The 19,107-nt window shown below is 43.5% G+C and carries 17 protein-coding genes; 15 read left to right on the top strand and 2 right to left on the bottom strand.

Annotation, left to right across the window (positions count from 1 at the left end):
• The first annotated feature begins 292 nt into the window (after nucleotides 1-292).
• The 13 genes from tig to pyrF all read left to right on the top strand — a co-directional run bounded on the left by tig (nucleotide 293) and on the right by pyrF (nucleotide 14,452).
• Entirely contained in the window at nucleotides 293-1,594 is a 1,302-nt protein-coding gene (tig, locus tag AACQ42_RS09845; protein WP_013857186.1) for a trigger factor, read from the top strand.
• Nucleotides 1,595-1,699: 105 nt separating this feature from the next.
• Entirely contained in the window at nucleotides 1,700-2,326 is a 627-nt protein-coding gene (gene clpP / locus AACQ42_RS09840; RefSeq protein ID WP_010317461.1) for an ATP-dependent Clp endopeptidase proteolytic subunit ClpP, read from the top strand.
• Nucleotides 2,327-2,409: 83 nt separating this feature from the next.
• Nucleotides 2,410-3,690: an ATP-dependent protease ATP-binding subunit ClpX gene (gene clpX / locus AACQ42_RS09835; RefSeq protein WP_013857185.1), complete on the top strand. Its 1,281-nt coding sequence runs from the start codon at nucleotides 2,410-2,412 to the stop codon at nucleotides 3,688-3,690.
• 120 nt (nucleotides 3,691-3,810) lie between these two features.
• Nucleotides 3,811-6,162: an endopeptidase La gene (lon, locus tag AACQ42_RS09830; protein WP_013857184.1), complete on the top strand. Its 2,352-nt coding sequence runs from the start codon at nucleotides 3,811-3,813 to the stop codon at nucleotides 6,160-6,162.
• Nucleotides 6,163-6,357: 195 nt separating this feature from the next.
• Complete coding sequence (locus tag AACQ42_RS09825; protein ID WP_026027116.1) at nucleotides 6,358-6,630, top strand: HU family DNA-binding protein; 273 nt, start codon at nucleotides 6,358-6,360, stop codon at nucleotides 6,628-6,630.
• A gap of 158 nt (nucleotides 6,631-6,788) precedes the next feature.
• The gene (gene ppiD / locus AACQ42_RS09820; protein WP_094165703.1) at nucleotides 6,789-8,648 is read left to right on the top strand and encodes a peptidylprolyl isomerase; all 1,860 of its coding nucleotides are present in this window, start codon (nucleotides 6,789-6,791) and stop codon (nucleotides 8,646-8,648) included.
• A gap of 136 nt (nucleotides 8,649-8,784) precedes the next feature.
• On the top strand, nucleotides 8,785-9,084 hold the full coding sequence (locus tag AACQ42_RS09815) for a ComEA family DNA-binding protein (RefSeq protein WP_017044597.1): 300 nt from the start codon (nucleotides 8,785-8,787) through the stop codon (nucleotides 9,082-9,084).
• 163 nt (nucleotides 9,085-9,247) lie between these two features.
• Entirely contained in the window at nucleotides 9,248-9,928 is a 681-nt protein-coding gene (gene cmk, locus AACQ42_RS09810; RefSeq protein ID WP_013857180.1) for a (d)CMP kinase, read from the top strand.
• Nucleotides 9,929-10,031: 103 nt separating this feature from the next.
• A complete protein-coding gene (gene rpsA / locus AACQ42_RS09805) occupies nucleotides 10,032-11,702 on the top strand; it encodes a 30S ribosomal protein S1 (RefSeq protein WP_013857179.1) in 1,671 nt (556 codons plus the stop codon).
• A 76-nt stretch (nucleotides 11,703-11,778) separates the two neighbouring features.
• On the top strand, nucleotides 11,779-12,063 hold the full coding sequence (gene ihfB / locus AACQ42_RS09800) for an integration host factor subunit beta (protein WP_010317449.1): 285 nt from the start codon (nucleotides 11,779-11,781) through the stop codon (nucleotides 12,061-12,063).
• Nucleotides 12,064-12,204: 141 nt separating this feature from the next.
• The gene (locus AACQ42_RS09795; RefSeq protein WP_017044598.1) at nucleotides 12,205-12,480 is read left to right on the top strand and encodes a LapA family protein; all 276 of its coding nucleotides are present in this window, start codon (nucleotides 12,205-12,207) and stop codon (nucleotides 12,478-12,480) included.
• 19 nt (nucleotides 12,481-12,499) lie between these two features.
• Nucleotides 12,500-13,669 carry a lipopolysaccharide assembly protein LapB gene (gene lapB / locus AACQ42_RS09790; protein ID WP_026028046.1) on the top strand — a complete coding sequence of 390 codons (1,170 nt, stop codon included), beginning with the start codon at nucleotides 12,500-12,502 and terminating at the stop codon, nucleotides 13,667-13,669.
• Nucleotides 13,670-13,756: 87 nt separating this feature from the next.
• Nucleotides 13,757-14,452 carry an orotidine-5'-phosphate decarboxylase gene (gene pyrF / locus AACQ42_RS09785; RefSeq protein WP_094165702.1) on the top strand — a complete coding sequence of 232 codons (696 nt, stop codon included), beginning with the start codon at nucleotides 13,757-13,759 and terminating at the stop codon, nucleotides 14,450-14,452.
• An 80-nt stretch (nucleotides 14,453-14,532) separates the two neighbouring features.
• Here pyrF and AACQ42_RS09780 read toward each other — a convergent pair whose 3' ends face one another.
• A complete protein-coding gene (locus tag AACQ42_RS09780) occupies nucleotides 14,533-15,297 on the bottom strand; it encodes a hypothetical protein (RefSeq protein WP_013857174.1) in 765 nt (254 codons plus the stop codon).
• Between the two features lie 299 nt (nucleotides 15,298-15,596).
• Here AACQ42_RS09780 and cysB point away from each other — a divergent pair, with 299 nt between their 5' ends.
• Together cysB and AACQ42_RS09770 are read left to right on the top strand one after the other, a co-directional pair.
• Nucleotides 15,597-16,571: an HTH-type transcriptional regulator CysB gene (gene cysB / locus AACQ42_RS09775; protein WP_010317444.1), complete on the top strand. Its 975-nt coding sequence runs from the start codon at nucleotides 15,597-15,599 to the stop codon at nucleotides 16,569-16,571.
• Nucleotides 16,572-16,650: 79 nt separating this feature from the next.
• Complete coding sequence (locus tag AACQ42_RS09770; RefSeq protein WP_094165701.1) at nucleotides 16,651-17,847, top strand: methyltransferase; 1,197 nt, start codon at nucleotides 16,651-16,653, stop codon at nucleotides 17,845-17,847.
• Between the two features lie 59 nt (nucleotides 17,848-17,906).
• On the opposite strand, the gene ald is transcribed toward AACQ42_RS09770, so the two are convergent.
• Nucleotides 17,907-19,031, bottom strand: coding sequence for an alanine dehydrogenase (ald, locus tag AACQ42_RS09765; protein ID WP_017041996.1), 1,125 nt, complete (start codon nucleotides 19,029-19,031; stop codon nucleotides 17,907-17,909).
• Nucleotides 19,032-19,107: the final 76 nt, after the last annotated feature.

Below are 19,107 nucleotides of genomic sequence, written 5' to 3'. Positions count from 1 at the left end.
GGAATCATCTCTCTGCGGTGATTGGCTCGACAGCACTGATTCTGGTCGGTAGAATGTCGCGTCTAAATTTTCTGTCCTGAGACTAATCAGAGATACCTTTTGTGATGCATTAGAGTCTCTAAAGATATCGCTTATTAGTCCAATATTGGGTCTTTTGGCCAATGTTGATGCTGGTTTTAATATAAGTGTTCGGATAGAGCACAACACAAGGATGCAGCCAAGCACAAGGCATCGCCTAAGTTGCGGCTCATATTGCTCAGAAATACTGGGCCAGTTTTGAGGTTTATAAATAATGCAAGTTACTGTTGAAACGCTAGAAGGCCTAGAGCGCCGTCTGAATATTACTGTTCCTGCTGCTAACATCGAAGATGCAGTTACAAAAGAGCTACGCAATATCGCTAAGAATCGTCGTTTCGATGGTTTCCGCAAAGGCAAAGTGCCTTTGAAAATGGTTGCGCAAATGTACGGTAAAGCGGTACGTCAAGACGTCATGGGTGAAGTGATGCAACGCCACTTCATTGAAGCTATCGTAAAAGAGAAAATCAACCCAGCAGGCGCACCAACATTTGCACCAGTTTCTATCGAAGAAGGCCAAGACCTTGTTTTCAATGCAACTTTTGAAGTATATCCAGAAGTTGAGTTAAAAGGTCTAGAAAACATCACTGTTGAAAAACCAGCGGTTGAAGTGAAGGAAGAAGACGTTGCCGAGATGCTAGAAACGTTACGCAAGCAACAAGCAACGTGGAAAGAAGTAGACGCAGCTGCGGAAGCGGGTTCGCGCGCGACGATCGATTTCGTTGGTTCTATTGATGGCGTTGAGTTTGAAGGCGGTAAAGCTGAAAACTTCCCTCTAGAAATGGGTGCAGGTCGCATGATCCCTGGTTTTGAAGACGGTATCGTTGGCAAAACCAAAGGTATGGAATTTGAAATCGACGTTAACTTCCCTGAAGATTACCACGCGGAAAATCTAAAAGGTAAAGCGGCGAAATTCGCAATTAAAATCAACAAAGTTGAAGTGCGTGAATTACCAGAGTTAAACGACGAGTTCGTTGCCAAATTCGGTGTCGCTGAAGGTGGCGTTGAAGCGCTGAAAGCTGAAGTTCGCAAGAATATGGAACGTGAACTTAAGCAAGCAGTAAAAAACCGCATTAAAGAGCAAGCGATTGAAGGTCTAGTAAAAGAGAACGATATCAATGTTCCTTCTGCACTGATCGATCAAGAGATCGACGTACTGCGTCAACAAGCTGCGCAACGCTTTGGCGGTAACCCAGAAGCGGCCGCTCAACTACCACGTGAATTGTTCGAAGAACAAGCAAAACGTCGCGTAGTGGTTGGCCTACTTCTTGGTGAAGTGATCAAGTCTGAAGAGCTAAAAGCTGACGAAGATAAAGTGAAAGCATTGATCGAAGAGATGGCAACAGCGTACGAAGATCCAGCTGAAGTAATGGCATACTATTCTCAAAATCAGCAAATGATGAACAACATGCGTAACCTTGCTCTAGAAGAGCAAGCAATCGACGCGATCATTGCTAAAGCACAGGTTTCTGAAAAGGCTGTTAGCTTCAATGAGCTAATGAACCAGCAACCTGCTTAATAAGCAATATGTAGCGTAGGTGGTTGACTACAGGTTAACTATTCTGCTAACAATGGTCCGTGTGATACCCATCATTCGGGCCATTTATTTTAGGGACATAACAATATGAGCTACCAAGAAAAAAACGCAATGTCGCCAATTTTTGACGCGCTAGTACCCATGGTGGTTGAGCAGACTTCCCGCGGTGAGCGCTCATACGATATTTATTCTCGCCTACTCAAAGAACGAGTGATTTTCTTAACAGGTCAAGTTGAAGATCACATGGCTAACCTTGTTGTAGCGCAGCTGTTGTTTTTAGAATCGGAAAACCCTGATAAAGATATTTTCCTCTACATCAACTCGCCAGGAGGTAGTGTGACTGCTGGTATGTCAATTTATGACACCATGCAGTTCATCAAGCCGAATGTTAGCACTGTTTGTATGGGCCAAGCTTGTTCAATGGGAGCATTCCTATTAGCTGGTGGTGCTCCGGGTAAACGTTATGTGTTGCCTAACTCACGCGTGATGATTCATCAGCCGTTAGGTGGTTTCCAAGGCCAAGCTTCGGATATCCAGATCCATGCTCAAGAGATCCTTACCATCAAGCAAAAACTCAACAAATTGCTTGCTGAGCATACAGGCCAACCGCTTGAAGTTATCGAGCGTGATACCGACCGTGATAACTTTATGTCTGCTGACCAAGCTGTGGAATACGGTTTAGTCGATGCAGTCTTGCGTCACCGCGGCGAATAACAGTTCTCAGAATTGTTTAACGCATTTTGGCGTAATTTGAGTTACACTCAGACGATTAAAAGTAAAGGCTAAGAGGTTAGCGAATGACAGACAAAAGCAAAGAGAGCGGTAGTAGTAAACTGTTGTATTGCTCTTTCTGTGGCAAAAGCCAGCACGAAGTTCGCAAGCTGATCGCCGGTCCTTCTGTTTACATCTGTGATGAATGCGTTGATTTATGTAACGACATCATTCGTGAAGAGATTAAGGATGTTCTGCCAAAAAAGGAATCTGAGGCGTTACCTACGCCGCATAAGATCCGTGAACATCTTGATGACTATGTGATTGGCCAGGAACATGCAAAAAAAGTGCTCGCAGTGGCCGTATATAATCACTACAAGCGTTTACGAAACGGTGATAAAACGAGCGATGGGGTTGAGTTAGGTAAGAGTAATATTCTTCTTATTGGCCCAACAGGTAGTGGTAAAACACTGCTTGCAGAAACATTAGCTCGTTTCCTAGACGTACCTTTCACAATGGCAGATGCCACCACATTAACTGAAGCAGGCTATGTTGGCGAAGATGTTGAAAACATCATCCAAAAGCTGCTGCAAAAATGTGATTATGACGTTGCAAAAGCGGAACGTGGTATCGTCTACATCGATGAAATTGATAAGATTTCTCGTAAAGCAGAAAATCCTTCAATTACCCGAGATGTCTCAGGTGAAGGGGTTCAGCAAGCGCTGTTGAAATTGGTGGAAGGCACTATCGCTTCGGTTCCGCCGCAAGGTGGCCGTAAGCATCCACAACAAGAGTTTTTACAGGTAGACACATCCAAAATCCTCTTTATCTGTGGTGGTGCATTTGCGGGCCTAGATAAAGTGATTGAACAACGTGTTGCGACAGGTTCAGGTATTGGCTTTGGTGCGGAAGTTCGCTCTAAAGATGAAACCAAAACTATCGGTGAGTTGTTCAATCAAGTAGAGCCTGAAGATTTGGTAAAATATGGGTTGATCCCTGAATTTATCGGTCGTCTTCCCGTAACGGCTACCTTGACAGAGCTGGATGAAGAAGCACTGATTCAAATCCTGTGTGAGCCGAAAAACGCGCTGACGAAACAGTACGCAGCCTTGTTTGAGTTAGAGAACGTTGACCTAGAGTTTCGTGAAGACGCATTGCGCGCCATTGCAAAAAAAGCAATGAACCGCAAAACGGGCGCACGTGGTTTACGCTCAATATTGGAAGGTGTACTACTCGAAACCATGTATGAACTGCCATCGGTAAACGATGTCAGCAAAGTGGTTATCGATGAATCAGTCATTAATGGTGAATCACAACCGCTACTAATTTACAGCGGAAATGAGAGCCAAGCGGCTGGCGCAGAGTAAATCTCAATCAGAAATATTTAAAGGAGGTAGCAAATACCTCCTTTTTTTTATTCTGTTATTGAATCCAGTGAGTTAGCCCCCATATACTCGGTAATCAGTTGAAGCGGAAGAGAGAATAATATGAACTTGGAACGTTCCGAGCGTATCGAGATCCCCGTACTACCTCTACGTGACGTGGTGGTTTATCCTCACATGGTCATTCCTTTGTTTGTTGGCAGAGAAAAATCCATCCAATGCCTTGAAGCGGCGATGGATAACAACAAGCAAGTGTTACTTGTGGCACAAAAGCAAGCGGAAACCGACGAACCGAAAATTGAAGATCTTTTTGAAGTCGGGACAGTTGCAACGATTTTACAACTTCTGAAATTACCTGACGGTACCGTGAAAGTGTTGGTTGAAGGCCAACAGCGAGCGAAAATTGATCGCTTCATCGAGCGTGAATTTTTCTCCGCAGAAGCGCAGTATCTTGTCACTCCTGAGTTGGATGATAAAGAGCAGGAAGTCGTCGTTCGCAGCGCAATCAACCAATTTGATGGTTTTATCAAACTCAATAAGAAAATCCCGCCTGAAGTATTAACGTCGTTAAATGGGATTGATGAAGCAGCGCGTTTGGCTGATACCATCGCCGCTCACATGCCATTGAAATTGATTGAAAAACAAAAAGTTCTCGAAATTGTTGATGTCAGTGAACGTTTGGAATTTTTAATGGGACAAATGGAAGCGGAGATCGACCTATTACAGGTTGAAAAACGAATTCGTGGTCGTGTTAAAAAGCAGATGGAAAAATCTCAGCGTGAGTATTACCTCAACGAGCAGATGAAAGCGATTCAGAAAGAATTAGGTGAGATGGATGACGCACCTGATGAATTTGAAATGCTGAAGAAGAAGATTGACGATTCCAAAATGCCGCAGGAAGCGCGCCAAAAAACGGAACAAGAGCTGCAGAAATTGAAGATGATGTCTCCAATGTCTGCAGAAGCAACCGTTGTGCGTAGCTATATTGATTGGATGGTCAATGTTCCTTGGGCAAAACGTTCAAAAGTTAAGAAAGATTTGGCAAAAGCTGAAGAGATTTTAAATGCCGATCACTACGGTTTAGATCGTGTCAAAGAGCGTATTTTAGAATATCTCGCGGTACAAAGTCGTATCAACAAGCTGAAAGGGCCAATTTTGTGTCTTGTTGGTCCCCCGGGCGTTGGTAAAACGTCTCTTGGCCGCTCGATAGCGGCGGCAACAGGTCGACAATATACCCGTATGGCGTTAGGTGGAGTGCGTGATGAAGCAGAAATTCGTGGTCACCGCCGTACTTACATTGGTTCTCTGCCGGGTAAATTGATTCAAAAAATGGCAAAGGTTGGCGTGAAAAACCCACTTTTCCTGCTTGATGAAATCGACAAAATGTCTTCAGATATGCGTGGTGACCCATCTTCCGCATTGTTGGAGGTGCTTGACCCTGAACAAAATAGCACCTTTAACGACCACTACTTAGAAGTGGACTATGACTTGTCTGATGTCATGTTTGTTGCGACATCAAACTCAATGAACATCCCAGGTCCGCTGCTTGACCGTATGGAAGTTATCCGCCTTTCCGGATATACAGAAGACGAAAAGCTGAATATTGCTAAACGCCATCTAGTGACTAAGCAAGTTGAGCGGAATGGTTTGAAGCCTCATGAAATTGTTATCGAAGATTCAGCCATCATTGGTATTATCCGTTATTACACACGTGAGGCGGGCGTACGAAGCTTAGAGCGAGAGATTTCAAAAATTTGCCGTAAAGCGGTGAAGAAAATCTTGTTGAATAAAGACATAAAAACCGTGGTAGCCAACCAAGAGAATTTAAAAGAGTTTCTAGGTGTGCAACGTTGTGATTTTGGCAAAGCCGACGACAGTAACCAAATTGGCCAAGTCACAGGTTTAGCATGGACAGAAGTAGGCGGTGATTTGCTGACTATTGAAACCGAATCAATGCCTGGCAAAGGCAAGTTGACACAAACTGGTTCTCTGGGCGAGGTGATGCAAGAATCCATTCAAGCTGCGATGACTGTGGTTCGCGCACGCGCCGAGAAATTAGGGATTAACGCTGATTTCTATGAAAAGCGTGACATTCACGTTCACGTGCCAGAAGGCGCAACACCAAAAGATGGCCCAAGCGCGGGTATTGCTATGTGTACGGCGCTTGTCTCTAGCTTGACGGGTAATCCTGTGAAAGCGGAAGTCGCGATGACGGGTGAGATAACGTTGCGTGGTGAAGTATTACCTATCGGCGGTTTGAAAGAAAAACTGCTCGCAGCACATCGTGGTGGTATCACCACCGTATTGATCCCAAAAGAGAATGAGCGTGATTTGGAAGAGATCCCTGCAAATGTGATTGCTGATCTAAAAGTCATTCCCGTTCAATGGATTGATGAAGTTTTGAAGATCGCACTTGAACGAGACCCTTCTGGGGTTGAATTTGAAGCTAAAAAATAGTGATGTGCAGCAAAAATAAGTAAAAGATCACGCTGATAGGCTTAAAAAGGCTTGTCAGCGTTTTTTTTGGGCGCTAACGTAAGCCCCTATAGCTTGCAGCCCAGATGTAATAAGGCTTCAAGCTAGTTTGGGAACTTAATGGAACGAAAAGTCACCGTTAAAAAATAATAATGGGTGACGCAAAGGGGAATCACAGTGAATAAAACACAATTAGTAGAAAAAATCGCAGAAAACGCTGACATCTCTAAAGCATCGGCAGGCCGTGCTCTTGATGCATTCATCGAAGCCGTTAGTGGCACTCTTCAATCTGGCGATCAAGTAGCGCTTGTTGGCTTTGGTACATTTAGCGTTCGCACTCGTGCAGCGCGCACGGGTCGTAACCCTAAAACGGGTGAAGAGATCCAAATCGCAGAAGCAAAAGTACCTGCTTTCAAAGCAGGCAAAGCGCTTAAAGACGCTTGCAACTAATCAAAATCGTTATTTTTTTGCGGCTTAAGCGCAAAATTAATTCGAACCTTTTGAAATTATGCGCATCCTACTGATGCGCATTTCTTTTTCTGATATTATCGCGCTATTCAATTTTTAGGCTGAAGTGTGAAGCTTCTTATCCGGAGAGCAGTTAGATTATGATGGATCGATTACGCGAAGGCGTGAACAGCATCGCGGTGAAAATTATTCTAGGAATGATTATCTTATCATTCGTATTCGCAGGTGTCGGTAGCTACTTGGTCAGCGGTGGCAGTAATGCTGCGGCTAAAGTTGGCAATAGTGAGATTGGCCGTGGTGAATTTGAACAAGCGTACCAGAACGAGCGCAATCGCATGCAATCCCAATTAGGGGATTATTTTGCTAACTTGCTCGCTGATCCTCAGTATGTCGAGTCATTTCGTAAGTCAGTGCTTGATCGTATGGTTAACGATTTATTGTTGGAGCAGCATGCACAATCACTAGGTTTACGAGTGAGCGATGATCAGGTTCGTAAAATGATTTTAGACATGCCCCAATTCCAGACTGGCGGTAAGTTTGACCAAGAAATCTATCAAGCGGCTCTTCGCCGTGCAGGTTTCTCTGCTGAAAGCTTTGCAGAATATCTACGTCGTGATCTTATCCGTAACCAGTTACTTAGTGCTATCCAAGGTAGTGAATTTACGTTGCAGGGTGAGGTTAATCAGCAAAGTGAACTGATCTCTCAAACCCGTGATATCCGTGCGCTCACATTGTCACTCAGCGACTTTGCTAAAAATGTTGAGTTGAGTGATGAAGAAATTACTCAATATTATCAACAAAATGCAGAGCGCTATACCCGTCCAGAGCAGGTTAAAGTGGCTTATATCGAGCTTTCTGCCCAACAATTGAAAGACCAAATTGTAGTGTCTGATGAACAGGCCGAGCAGTACTACCAAGAGCATTTAGACAAATACTCCACTCAAGCACAGCGTAAAGTAAGCCATATTTTGGTTCAAGGTGATGATAAAACTAAAGCGCAGGCGATTCTCGATGAACTGAATGCTGGCGCTGATTTCACGACTTTAGCGAAAGAAAAATCAGAAGACGTAGGAAGCGCAGAAGAGGGTGGTTCGCTAGGTTGGATTGAACATGATGTGATGGACCCAGCTTTTGAACAAGCAGCCTTTGCTATCGAACAGATAGGGGATATCACAGGGTTGGTCAAATCTGAATTTGGCTATCACATTATCCGTCTTGATGATGTTAAAGCCCCTATCGCACAGCCCTACGCACAGGTTGCCTCTGAAATCAAAGCTGAAATGGTAGACCAAAAGGCCGCAGATCAGTTTTATGAGTTGCAGACTAAGCTAGAAAAAGTGGCATTTGAATCACCTGACTCTCTGGATGAAGCAGCAAACGCTATCTCAGCTAAGATTCAGAAAACCGATTTTATTTCTCAGCAAGATGCGCCTGAAATTCTTAAAAATCCAGCTGTTCTTCAAGCTATTCTAAGCCCAGAGGTAAAAGAAGATAGGCTCAATTCTGAGGTATTAGAAGTTGCCCCAGAACACGTTATCGTTGTTCGTGTTGATGATGCTCGGGAACAAATAGTTCTTCCTTTGGCTGAAGTGAAAGAGCAAGTGGTTGCTCAGCTTTCTAAAGTCAAAGGCGAACAACAAGCGATTGAGTTAGCCACAAAATTGATTGATACCCTAAAGCAAGGTGACCAATCCTTATTGGAACAGCGTGGGTTAAAATTTGCTGAGTTGGAAATGATTGATCGTAGCTCTCCATTGTCGAGTACGGTGTTTTCTCTCCCTAAACCCGCTACAGATAGTGTGGTTTACGGTCAAGCGAAAGCAATGAACGGTGATATTGTTCTTGTTGAACTACATAAGGTTGAGGCTAAAGTCACACCTCAGTACAACGATCAAATTACGGCTCAGTTAGAGCGCATCGGTAGCCAACGTGATTTGGCTGCGATACTTACAACTTTGCGTAAAAATACAGACATTGAATATTATGTTGTGAGCCAATAAAGGCTAGTAATGTAATTGATATGAAACTCAAAATGGGCTGCTTATGCAGCCCATTTCAATTTCTACCTTTTTGATTCCCTCTCATTTCCAAGCTCAATTAATATTGGTACCCACTAATAAACAAGGAAATGTTCATATGAAATTGAAAACAAAACTCGGGTTATTACTTCTAAGTATCGTATTGCCTCTTTCACCGACATTAGCAGAAGAAAAGGTGGTAGAAACGCACCAAGGCATTGAAATTACGGTTAATATAAATCAGGCTTCCGCTGAGGAAATTGCTACTTTGTTGAAAGGTATTGGACTTAAAAAAGCACAAGCGATTGTTGAATATCGTCAACAAAATGGCGATTTTAAAACCAAAGAAGATCTGAGCTTGGTGAAAGGTATTGGTGCCGCTACTGTCAGGCAAAACGCTGAGCGTATTATTTTATAAGAGTCTCTATCAAAAGCGTCGCCCCCTAAAAGCGACGCTTGTATCACTGTGAAATTTCAGTCATATCACCATTCCTTCCTAGCGCCTGTAACGGATAAGCACTATAATTTGTCGCCGACAAAAGCGAGCAAGCAAGCCGCATAAAAACTAAGTGGAGTAAATCATGTCCTCTCACACTCCGGTAATTACCGTAGATGGACCAAGTGGTGCAGGTAAAGGCACTCTTTGTATGTTGTTGGCTAAGAAATTAGGCTTTCATTTGCTCGATTCTGGAGCTATTTACCGCGTTCTTGCATTGGCGGCGATTCACCACGGTGTGGATACGGAGTCGGAAGAAGCGCTTGTTCCTCTGGCGACACATTTAGATGTCCAATTTATCGCAGAAGGCGACTTGGTTAGAGTGATTCTTGAAGGTGAGGACGTATCGAAAGAATTGCGCAAAGAAGAGACAGGAATGGCGGCATCAAAAGTAGCGGCATTGCCTAGAGTTCGTGAGGCATTATTACGTCGCCAACGAGCCTTTGCGAAAGGGCAGGGGCTGGTTGCTGATGGACGTGATATGGGCACAGTTGTGTTTCCTCAAGCAGAAGTGAAAATATTCCTCGATGCCAGTGCGCAAGAGCGAGCCCAACGTCGCTTTAAGCAGTTGCAACTCAAAGGGCTAGATGTTAAATTTGACGCCCTTTTAAGCGAGATCCAAGAGCGTGACGACCGAGATCGTAACCGCCCAGTGGCCCCATTACGCCCTGCAGAGGATGCGCTATTGCTTGACTCAACCTCAATGTCTATCGACGAAGTTGTAGAAGAAGCATTACAATACGTAGAATCTAAGCTGGCAGAGTAGTTCTGCTAGGTAAGAGCGTCGGTCGCAAGGATGATGACTGGCGAATTTAATAACCCCATGCGGTAGGATACCCATGGAAGTTTAATTATTGAAGATTAAATAAATGACTGAATCTTTTGCTCAACTCTTTGAAGAGTTTTTAAACGAAACACAATTTCAACAAGGTACAATCGTTAAAGGTACTGTAGTCGCTATCGAGAATGGTTTCGTTCTTGTTGACGCTGGTCTTAAGTCTGAGTCTGCTATCCCTGCTGAACAGTTCAAGAACGCTGCTGGCGAACTTGAAGTTGAAGTTGGTTCTGAAGTAGACGTTGCTCTAGACGCTGTTGAAGATGGTTTCGGTGAAACTCAACTTTCTCGTGAGAAAGCTAAGCGTCATGAAGCTTGGATCGTTCTTGAGAAAGCTTACGAAGAAGCTGAAACTGTTATTGGTATTATCAATGGTAAAGTTAAAGGTGGCTTCACTGTTGAACTAAACGGTATCCGTGCTTTCCTTCCAGGCTCTCTTGTTGACGTGCGTCCTATCCGTGACACTACTCACCTAGAAAACAAAGAGCTAGAGTTCAAAGTTATCAAACTAGACCAGAAACGTAACAACGTTGTTGTTTCTCGTCGTGCTGTTATCGAATCAGAAAGCAGCGTTGAACGTGACGAACTTCTTGAAACTCTACAAGAAGGCACTGAAGTTAAAGGTATCGTTAAGAACCTTACTGACTACGGCGCATTCGTTGACCTTGGTGGTGTTGATGGTCTTCTACATATCACAGATATGGCTTGGAAACGCGTTAAACACCCATCAGAAATCGTTAACGTTGGTGACGAAATCCTAGTTAAAGTTCTTAAGTTTGATCGTGATCGTACTCGCGTATCACTAGGTCTTAAGCAACTTGGCGAAGATCCATGGGTAGCTATCGCTAAGCGTTACCCAGAAGGTCATAAACTATCTGGCCGTGTAACAAATCTAACTGACTACGGCTGCTTCGTTGAAATCGAAGAAGGCGTTGAAGGTCTAGTACACGTTTCTGAAATGGATTGGACTAACAAGAACATCCACCCATCTAAAGTTGTTAATGTTGGCGACGAAGTTGAGGTTATGGTTCTTGATATCGACGAAGAGCGTCGTCGTATCTCTCTAGGTCTTAAACAGTGTAAAGCTAACCCATGGCAGTCATTCGCTGAAGCGCAAGCTAAAGGCGACAAAGTTACTGGTAAGATCAAGTCTATCACTGACTTCGGTATCTTCATCGGTCTAGACGGCGGCATCGACGGTCTAGTTCACCTATCTGACATCTCTTGGAACGTTCCTGGAGAAGAAGCGGTACGTGATTACAAGAAAGGCGATGAAATCTCTGCAGTTGTTCTAGCAGTAGATGCAGAGCGTGAGCGTATTTCTCTTGGCGTTAAGCAAATGGAAAACGACCCGTTCAACGCATATGTTGCTGATAACAAAAAAGGTACTCTAGTTAACGGTACTGTTACTGCAGTTGACGCGAAAGGTGCTACAATTGAACTTGTAGACGGCGTTGAAGGTTACATCCGTGCTTCTGAAGCATCTCGTGACCGTATTGAAGATGCGTCTCTAGTCCTAAGCGTTGGTGACAGCGTTGAAGCGAAATTTACTGGTGTAGACCGTAAAAACCGCGTAATCAACCTATCTATCAAAGCTAAAGATGAAGCTGATGAGCAAGAAGCAATGGCTACTCTGAACAAAGCTGATGAAGGTGCGTTTGGTAATGCTATGGCTGATGCATTCAAGGCTGCTAAAGGCGAATAATCTAACTCGCTAAAAGGGGCCGTAAGGCTCCTTTTTTTTCAGTTAGTGCCTACTTTGATAAGTAATGAGGGAAACTATGACTAAGTCTGAATTGATAGAAAGACTCTGTGCTGAGAAAACGCACCTATCTGCTAAAGAAATTGAAGACGCTGTGAAAGATATTCTTGAACATATGGCATCAACTTTAGAAAGCGGAGAGCGAATCGAAATTCGCGGATTTGGTAGTTTCTCTTTGCACTATCGTGAGCCTAGAGTAGGTCGTAATCCTAAAACCGGTGATAAAGTGGTGTTGGATGGCAAATTCGTCCCTCATTTCAAGCCAGGTAAAGAGTTACGTGAGCGAGTTAATGAGAATATCTAAAGCGATTTAGAGAGTATTCTAAAAAACGGCATACAGTTTAAGTATGCCGTTTTTTTAAGAAAGGAATCCATAATAGACATGGTTTGTAAGGCCATTTTCCTGCATAATCAGACCAGATCAATACTGGATAGGTAGTGGCATATGAAAATTATAAAAATCGTTCTAATTCTTGCACTTTTTTTGATTGCTTTAGCATTAGGGGCTCAAAATCAAGCAGTTGTGACGTTTAACTATTTGATCGCTCAAGGCGAATTTCACCTGTCTACTTTACTTGGCACTGTCTTTGTCTCTGGTTTTTTACTTGCTTGTTTGCTTGGCAGTAGCTTCTACTTCAAGTCTCAGTTGCAAGTTAGAAAGTTGAATAAGCAACTGAAAAAGCAAACAGCAGAGAACAGCTCTGTAACAAGTAAAGCGTAGTGAAATAAAGGCTGACTTGATGTTAGAAATTCTCTTCTTGCTATTACCGATTGCCGCCGCCTACGGCTGGTATATGGGAAATCGTAGTGCTCAGCAAGACAAGCAGAAACACTCTCACCAAATTTCTCGTCAGTATGTGACGGGTCTTAACTTACTGCTTTCTGATCAATCAGATAAGGCCGTTGACCATTTTATCGAGCTACTCCAAGTAGACAATGAAACGATTGATACCCACTTAGCGCTGGGCAACTTATTCCGTTCAAGAGGAGAGGTTGATCGTGCTATCCGTATCCATCAAAATCTCATATCTCGTTCAAGTCTTACTATTGACCAAAAAAATCTCGCCTTACAACAATTGGCAAAAGATTATATGGTGGCAGGCTTTCTCGACCGCGCTGAAAAAATATTTGAACAACTGATTGAAGAGCCTGAACACAAAGAAGCGGCGTTGCAACAATTGGTTTCTATTTACCAACAGACTCGAGAGTGGCATAAAGCTATCGATTACGCTTATGCGTTGGTCAAATTAGGCAGAAAAAGGATGCACAGTGTTATAGCCCATTTTTGGTGTGAACTTGCAATGCAAGAGAAGGCTGAAGGACGCGATAGCAAAGCGATTCAATATCTTAAAAAAGCGCTGTCTGAAGATCCGAAGTGTGTACGCGCAACGATCTCTTTAGGTAAGCTGTATCTTGAAAATGATGACTACCGTCATACAATCCAGTATATGCAAATGGTCTTGGAGCAGGACATTGATTTTATCGGCGAGGTATTGCCTACGCTTGCTGAGTGCTATCACCATATTGGGAAAGAGGGTGAACTTGTTGAGTTTTTACGCGAGTGCATTATCAATGAAGCTGGAGTGTCAGCTGAACTGATGCTCGCACAGTTGGTGGCACAACATGATGGTGCTGGAGCAGCACAGGAACTTTTGACACGGCAATTGGTTAAAAATCCGACCATGAAGGGCTTCTACCGTTTAATTGACTACCATCTCATCGAAGCAGAGGAAGGTCGAGCGAAAGAGAGCTTGTCGACCTTGCAAAAATTGGTAGGTGAGCAACTAAAAGTAAAACCTCACTACCGATGCAGAAAGTGTGGTTTCTCAACCCATTCTCTCTACTGGCACTGCCCATCATGTAAGAATTGGGGTTCAATTAAACCTATCCGTGGTTTGGATGGTGAATAGAGTTCATGTACTGGAGTTACTGATCGACTCGAAAACTGCAGCTTATGAAAGCTGCATTTTTTTAGCTTAATTATTTTAGGAGTGAAAATGAAAGACCAGAGAGTAATTATCGCGTTGGATTATGAGCAACAAGCGGAAGCGTTAGCTTTTGTTGATAAAATTGACCCCAACAGCTGTCGATTAAAAGTGGGCAAGGAGATGTTTACCCTGTTTGGTCCCGATTTTGTGCGTGAGCTACACAAAAGAGGTTTTTCGGTATTCTTAGACCTAAAGTTTCATGATATTCCCAACACGTGCTCTAAAGCCGTACGTGCGGCGGCTGAGCTTGGAGTATGGATGGTGAATGTTCATGCCAGTGGTGGGGAGAGAATGATGTCGGCGTCTCGCCAGATTCTTGAACCTTATGGTAACGATAGACCACTACTTATTGCTGTCACAGTACTAACCAGTATGGAACAATCGGATCTTCGTGGTATTGGCATCGATGTTGCGCCTAAAGAGCATGTAATGCGTCTGGCTAGCCTAACTCAAAATGCAGGGTTAGATGGAGTGGTATGCTCAGCTCAAGAAGCGCACATGCTTAAGAGCCATCTTGGTCAAGAGTTTAAATTAGTTACGCCAGGGATTCGTCCTGTTGGTTCTGCAACAGGAGACCAAAGACGTATTATGACTCCGAGTGAGGCCATAAAAGCTGGTTCAGATTATCTAGTCATCGGTCGCCCAATTACTCAGGCAACAAGACCGGATGAAGTCCTAAAAGCGATAAATGATACGTTAATTTAAATTAATGTTTTCTTTACGTTGTTGTATGAAAAAGGTCGCTTATGCGACCTTAAAAATACTTCCTAATCAAAAATAATGGGCTACCATTTTTTCTTTTCACCAAACAGTGCTTCCATATCACTATTTCTCTCGTTATCTTCAATTTGTTGAAGATCCGTTGCACTTTTTGTTTGGCGTCGTTTTTCTAAGTCATCATACATTGACTGAAGTTTTTCACGAGCTTGATTGGAATAAGCATCATTTTTTGAGCTCAGAACATCGATCCCTTTACGCAATAGCTGAATCGCAGTTCCGGGTTGCCCACGAACGATCGAATCATTTGCCCGCTTAACAACATTTTCAATGTTGATTCGAATTTGTATTGTTTCTAGACGCGCATTTTCAGCGACGTAAGATTGTGTTTCAAAACGTCCTTTATTGTGCTCACTACGAATCGTGTCTCTTAAACGTTTCACTAGTTTAAGCATAATCAAAGCTTGTTTATCGCTGGTGGGTACTTTAAACGTTGTACTGTCACCACCTGGGTGGTTTTCTTGTAAATGCTTAATTTGCCCTTTCATATGCTCAATGCGTTGTGCCAACTGCTTATTTTTCGGGTCAAGCTCATACATACTAAGTAGGGCATCAAGGATACGGGTATTTAAACACACTAAGAGTTCTTTACTAAACGGCATGTGGTGTGCGTTGCCGATAAGGTCTTCTGTCGCATCAATAATGGCGATATATCGAGTCGACTCCTGCTTTTTAGCTGACTCGACCTTTACTTTGTATTGAAGCATGATGTTATAGCCAAGGACTAACACCAGCAAAACTGCTACAAGAGCAATGATTAAACCTATATTCATATAATCCGTATCTTTATTAGAATTCAGTGGCTAGCAATTAAGAATACACGATCCTTAGTTATCACTACACCTTCAAATTGACTATTTTTATTATTCCTGTTTTGACCCCTAAAAACTGCCTTTTATTGCTTAGATTGGGCGATAGTTGGCAAAAATTTAGTCAGCTACGCAAAATACTTACTTTTTTCTTCGCTCTCGAATCATCAAGCTTTGAATTGAGAGTGTTAAGCGTTATAACTAATAATTATAAACTATGATTGAAAGATCTGGATCTTTGATAATGGATTACGGGGCCAATAATGAAGTTACAGCAGTTAAAATATATTGTTGAAGTGGTTAATCACAACCTGAATGTCTCAGCAACTGCGGAAAGCCTTTATACCTCTCAGCCAGGCATTAGTAAACAGGTTCGTTTACTCGAAGATGAATTGGGTATTCAAATTTTTGAGCGTAGCGGTAAGCACCTGACACAAGTCACGGGTGCAGGTGAAGATATTATTCGTATCTCACAAGAGATCCTTTCACGTGTGGAAAGCATTAAGGCCGTGGCTGGGGAGCATACGCACCCTGAGATGGGTACGCTGAATATTTCAACGACTCATACACAAGCTCGCTACGCGTTACCTGATGTAATCAAAGGATTCACTGCGCGTTATCCGAAAGTGTCGTTACACATGCACCAAGGTACTCCAAGTCAGATGTCGGAAGCGGTTGCAAAAGGCACCGCTAATTTTGCGATAGCAACAGAAGCGCTTCATCTGTACCAAGATGCCATCATGCTACCTTGTTATCATTGGAACCGTTCTATTGTTGTGCCTAAAGATCATGCTCTTGCAAAAAAAGAACGGGTAACGATTGAGGATTTAGCCGCGTATCCATTGGTCACTTACGTGTTTGGTTTTACTGGTCGTTCAGAGTTAGACACTGCATTTAATCGCGTAGGGTTAACGCCGCGAGTTGTCTTCACCGCCACCGATGCGGATGTGATAAAAACTTATGTCCGAATGGGAATTGGGGTGGGTGTTATCGCAAGTATGGCGATAGATAAATCACGCGACACCGATCTTATCGCGATTGATGCCAGCCATCTTTTTGGTGCTAGCACGACTAGCATTGGGTTTCGCCGAGGCACATTCCTGCGCTCTTATATGTTTGACTTTATGGAACGTTTCGCGCCTCATCTTACTCGCCCTGTCGTCGAACGGGCTACCTCGTTAAAATCGAATATCGAAATAGAAGAGATGTTTAAAGACATTGAATTGCCAGTTCGTTAAGCAAATTTTGATCATTTAAAACGAAACACTTCCTAATTAAACCATCACCTCCTAGAATTGGCCTTTCTAGGGGGGATGTATGCGCGCGCTTTTCAAACATATCGATGCTTTTTTAATTGAAAATCAACGTTTTTGGCGATTTGAGCCCTTTCATCATAGTGGCTTAGACAGTTCACCTTGGAAACATTCAGACCATAGGCTGGATCAGTGGTTGCAAACGCTATCTTTGGACAGTATCGATAGCTTAAAGTCATCGCCGCAAGTGCTCATTGAGCAACTTCATCCGTATATCGAGGGGTTAAAAGAAGCGGATATCATGATTAGGCTTCAAGATGCCCCTCGTAATACTCAGCAAGCACTCAGCCCTTACTTAGAGCAGGGGATCCCTGGCAGAAAGCTAGAACAAATTCGTTTAATGAGCGAATCACTCCTCTCTAGGCATTCAGGAACGGAATGGCTAGAGTGGTGCGCGGGTAAAGGCTTTTTAGGTCGAATTATCGCAGCGCAGTCAAAACAAAAAGTCACTAGTTTTGAATATCAGTCGCAGCTCTGCCATGCAGGACAAGCATGCGCCGATGAACATGATCTTCCGATGCAATTTATTCAAGGGGACGCTTTTGAGCCGCAAGCGTTTGGCGTTTTCAATACCAATCAGCATGCCGTCGCTTTACATGCCTGTGGTGATCTCCATGTTCGCCTACTCGAATATTCCGTTGCTCATCGCTTGCCTGCGATTACGTTTTCACCATGTTGCTACCATTTAATCAAAGCCGATAGCTACCAACCCATGTCCAGCTACGGTCGTACTTCTTCTCTTGCCTTGTCCAAAGAAGAGCTGCGTATTCCGCTACAAGAAACCGTTACGGGGGGAGAGCGGGTTCGCCGTCATCGTTTGCAAGAAATGACGTTTCGTTTGGGTTTTGATTTGTTGCTAAGATCTGAGCTTGGGCATCATCAATATTGCCCAATTCCGAGCCTCAAAAAATCACAACTAGCCGAAGGATTTTTAGCTTTTTGTTATTGGGCGGCGGCACAAAAAGGCATCGCATTACCAGAAGTGGATTGGCCTGCTTATGAACGTAAAGGCGAGCAGCGTTTTTGGCAGATGGAAAGGATAGGCTTAGTACAACAGGCATTTCGCCGCATGATTGAGCTTTGGTTGGTATTGGATAAGGCACTTTATCTTCAAGAGCAAGGCTATGAGGTGCAGATTGAGCAGTTTTGCGCTAGGAAAGTAACGCCACGCAATATATTGGTTCACGCTTTTAAAAAATGAAAGCCAAGCGCATGACGCACTTGGCTAAGAATTGAGAGCTTTACCGCAAATTGTTATCGTTAGTTAAACAGAGCGATAGCTTCAGATGGGTCAAGATATTCAAGGTTGAAACTCTCGGCGACCTCTTTACAGGTGACTTTACCGTGTATCACGTTTAAACCTTCTAGGAATCCTTTATCCTCTAATAATGCACGTTGATAACCTTTATTGGCCAGTTTAACAATGTAAGGCAACGTAGCGTTATTCAAGGCGAAAGTTGATGTGCGAGCCACAGCGCCTGGCATGTTTGCGACGCAGTAATGAACGACGTCATCAACGATATAGGTCGGGTCATCATGAGTGGTAGCATGTGAGGTTTCAAAGCAGCCGCCTTGGTCAATTGCCACATCAACGACCGCAGAGCCAGGTTTCATTCTAGAAATCAGATCTTTAGTTACGAGTTTAGGAGCTGCTGCTCCGGGGATCAGTACTGCGCCTATTACTAAATCGGCTTCGAGGACGTATTTTTCAATCGCATCCTTTGTTGAATACACGACTTTAGCGTGACCTTGGAATTCTTCATCGAGTTTACGCAGCATATCAACACTTCGGTCGAGAATCGTCACATCAGCACGCATTCCGACAGCAATTCTGGCTGCGTTGGCACCGACTACACCGCCACCAATCACCACCACTTTTGCTGGTGCGACTCCGGGTACACCACCCAGTAACAAACCACAGCCCGCGTGTGATTTTTCTAAACACTGCGCACCTGATTGAATAGACATTCGACCAGCGACTTCAGACATTGGTGCTAATAGTGGCAAGCGACCCATATTATCTGTTACAGTCTCGTAGGCTATACAGACAGCTTTGCTCTTGATTAGCTCCTCAGTTTGTGGAAAATCTGGAGCTAGATGTAAATAGGTAAATAAAATTTGGCCTTCGCGGAGCATTGCTCGTTCAGCAGCCTGAGGTTCTTTGACCTTAACAATCATTTCTGCTTTCGCAAAAATGTTAGAAGCAGTAGGAAGAATGGATGCGCCTACAGCGATGTAATCATCGTCTGAAAAGCCGATGCCGGAACCGGCATTTGTTTCAACATAAACTTGGTGACCGTGTGAGACAAGTTCGCGCACGCTTGCGGGAATCATGCCCACACGATATTCGTGGTTTTTGATTTCTTTAGGAACTCCAATGATCATCCTGACTCCTTAGGTTTTTTTGGTTGTTATAACTATATGTAGGGTTGTTGTTTCGAATTTGTGACTAGTATAGATG

The sequence above is a fragment of the Vibrio sp. V12_P9A6T4 genome, from assembly GCF_963874835.1.
In the GTDB taxonomy this organism is placed as follows: domain Bacteria; phylum Pseudomonadota; class Gammaproteobacteria; order Enterobacterales; family Vibrionaceae; genus Vibrio; species Vibrio anguillarum.
This window is presented reverse-complemented; position numbering and strand designations above follow the sequence as displayed.

What these genes read in the sequence shown, in the direction of transcription:
- tig (WP_013857186.1), top strand. Translation starts at nt 293, where the DNA reads ATGCAAGTTACTGTTGAAACGCTAGAAGGCCTAGAGCGCCGTCTGAAT.
- clpP (WP_010317461.1), top strand. Translation starts at nt 1,700, where the DNA reads ATGAGCTACCAAGAAAAAAACGCAATGTCGCCAATTTTTGACGCGCTA.
- clpX (WP_013857185.1), top strand. Translation starts at nt 2,410, where the DNA reads ATGACAGACAAAAGCAAAGAGAGCGGTAGTAGTAAACTGTTGTATTGC.
- lon (WP_013857184.1), top strand. Translation starts at nt 3,811, where the DNA reads ATGAACTTGGAACGTTCCGAGCGTATCGAGATCCCCGTACTACCTCTA.
- ppiD (WP_094165703.1), top strand. Translation starts at nt 6,789, where the DNA reads ATGATGGATCGATTACGCGAAGGCGTGAACAGCATCGCGGTGAAAATT.
- AACQ42_RS09815 (WP_017044597.1), top strand. Translation starts at nt 8,785, where the DNA reads ATGAAATTGAAAACAAAACTCGGGTTATTACTTCTAAGTATCGTATTG.
- cmk (WP_013857180.1), top strand. Translation starts at nt 9,248, where the DNA reads ATGTCCTCTCACACTCCGGTAATTACCGTAGATGGACCAAGTGGTGCA.
- rpsA (WP_013857179.1), top strand. Translation starts at nt 10,032, where the DNA reads ATGACTGAATCTTTTGCTCAACTCTTTGAAGAGTTTTTAAACGAAACA.
- ihfB (WP_010317449.1), top strand. Translation starts at nt 11,779, where the DNA reads ATGACTAAGTCTGAATTGATAGAAAGACTCTGTGCTGAGAAAACGCAC.
- AACQ42_RS09795 (WP_017044598.1), top strand. Translation starts at nt 12,205, where the DNA reads ATGAAAATTATAAAAATCGTTCTAATTCTTGCACTTTTTTTGATTGCT.
- lapB (WP_026028046.1), top strand. Translation starts at nt 12,500, where the DNA reads ATGTTAGAAATTCTCTTCTTGCTATTACCGATTGCCGCCGCCTACGGC.
- pyrF (WP_094165702.1), top strand. Translation starts at nt 13,757, where the DNA reads ATGAAAGACCAGAGAGTAATTATCGCGTTGGATTATGAGCAACAAGCG.
- AACQ42_RS09780 (WP_013857174.1), bottom strand. Translation starts at nt 15,297, where the DNA reads ATGAATATAGGTTTAATCATTGCTCTTGTAGCAGTTTTGCTGGTGTTA.
- cysB (WP_010317444.1), top strand. Translation starts at nt 15,597, where the DNA reads ATGAAGTTACAGCAGTTAAAATATATTGTTGAAGTGGTTAATCACAAC.
- AACQ42_RS09770 (WP_094165701.1), top strand. Translation starts at nt 16,651, where the DNA reads ATGCGCGCGCTTTTCAAACATATCGATGCTTTTTTAATTGAAAATCAA.
- ald (WP_017041996.1), bottom strand. Translation starts at nt 19,031, where the DNA reads ATGATCATTGGAGTTCCTAAAGAAATCAAAAACCACGAATATCGTGTG.